This window comes from Falsiroseomonas oleicola (assembly GCF_019029495.1).
GTDB lineage: Bacteria > Pseudomonadota > Alphaproteobacteria > Acetobacterales > Acetobacteraceae > Falsiroseomonas > Falsiroseomonas oleicola.
Genome location: NZ_JAERQM010000024.1, coordinates 1 through 626 on the forward strand (window position 1 = coordinate 1; position 626 = coordinate 626).

1 protein-coding gene is annotated in these 626 nt (G+C 55.3%); it reads right to left on the reverse strand.

Annotated elements, in window-relative coordinates:
• Positions 1-203: 203 nt before the first annotated feature.
• Positions 204-437, reverse strand: a complete 234-nt coding sequence (locus JJQ90_RS26725) for a UPF0058 family protein (protein ID WP_216879300.1) — start codon at positions 435-437, stop codon at positions 204-206.
• Positions 438-626 lie beyond the last annotated feature (189 nt).

Consider the following 626-nt stretch of genomic DNA (forward strand, 5'->3'; position numbering starts at 1 on the left):
CGCAAGGAGATCGGTCAGCGGCTTCGGAACATTCCGCTGAAAGTGCTACGCGTCACGACGATCGAGGACGACGACACGGAGGCAAAATCGGCTGACAACGACGGGACGACGGACTTGGACTGAGTCGGGATCACCGTAGACAGACGGGATCGAACAGAGTTGTAACTCGGAGAGTAGCGGGCGGTGATGGCGCTGATAAACCCTTAGTCGGCCGTGGGAGCCAGCGGTTCGGAGTCCGCTTCCTCCATCGGCGCGGTGATTCCTTCAGTCAGCTTAAAAACGGCTGCTTTGTGGTCTGTCTTCGATTTATGAATCGATGTCGGCTTCACGCCCAGTTCCTCATACGCCTCGAGGTCGAGATCGTCGTCCCAGAACTCGCACTGTTTTCGTACTTCAGCGAGGAGGCCGTGAAGGTGGATGAGTTCCTGCTTCTTCATGAGCAACCGTCTTTTGCTACCGGAGACTTATATTATTATCTTGAGTCCCGTTAACACACTCCTCGGATATTCGGCCTCCTACGGCTCGAAAACGGCTATTCTGCGCTAACGATCAGTATCGATTGACGTGTGACGACTCCCGTGTGCGGCGATCGACGCTACTGGAACTGTTTGACCGCCTCGAGATCG

Bases quoted from the DNA above. Each gene is read 5' to 3' on its own strand.
- JJQ90_RS26725 (WP_216879300.1), bottom strand. From the start codon at position 437: ATGAAGAAGCAGGAACTCATCCACCTTCACGGCCTCCTCGCTGAAGTA.